Genomic DNA, 605 nt, shown 5'->3' on the forward strand with positions numbered 1-605 from the left:
CCCGAGAAGCTTTACGGACGTGAGCGCGAAGTCGAGACCCTGGTCAGCACCTTCACCCGTATTGTCGAGACGGGCGTGCCCGAGCTCGTGCTGGTGTCCGGTTATTCGGGCATCGGCAAGTCATCGGTGGTCAATGAACTGCACAAGATCCTCGTGCCGCCACGTGGACTGTTTGCATCCGGCAAGTTCGACCAGTACAAGCGCGACATCCCCTATGCGACGCTGATCCAGGCATTTCAAAGCCTGGTGCGCATGCTGCTGGGCAAATCCGACACGGAACTGGCAGGCTGGCGCACAAGACTGGTCGAGGCGCTCTCGCCCAATGCAGCGCTCATCAGCGACCTGATCCCCGAACTGAAGCTGATCATCGGCGAGCCGCCCCCGGTCCCGGAGCTCGAACCACAACAGGCGAAACAGCGCTTCCTGCAGGTGTTCCGGCGCTTCATCGGCGTGTTCGCCCAGGCCGAGCATCCGCTGGCACTGTTTCTCGACGACCTGCAGTGGCTCGATGCAGCGACGCTGGACCTGCTCGCGGATCTGCTGATCCAGCCGGACCTGCGCTACCTGATGGTCATCGGCGCCTATCGCGACAACGAGGTGGATGC

1 protein-coding gene is annotated in these 605 nt (G+C 62.3%); it reads left to right on the top strand.

The features are described from left to right. Positions 1-605: ATP-binding protein (locus GCT19_RS42515; protein WP_152855138.1), on the top strand; the 605-nt coding region annotated here is incomplete at both ends.

Source organism: Paraburkholderia atlantica, from assembly GCF_009362785.1.
Taxonomy (GTDB): Bacteria; Pseudomonadota; Gammaproteobacteria; order Burkholderiales; family Burkholderiaceae; genus Paraburkholderia; species Paraburkholderia atlantica.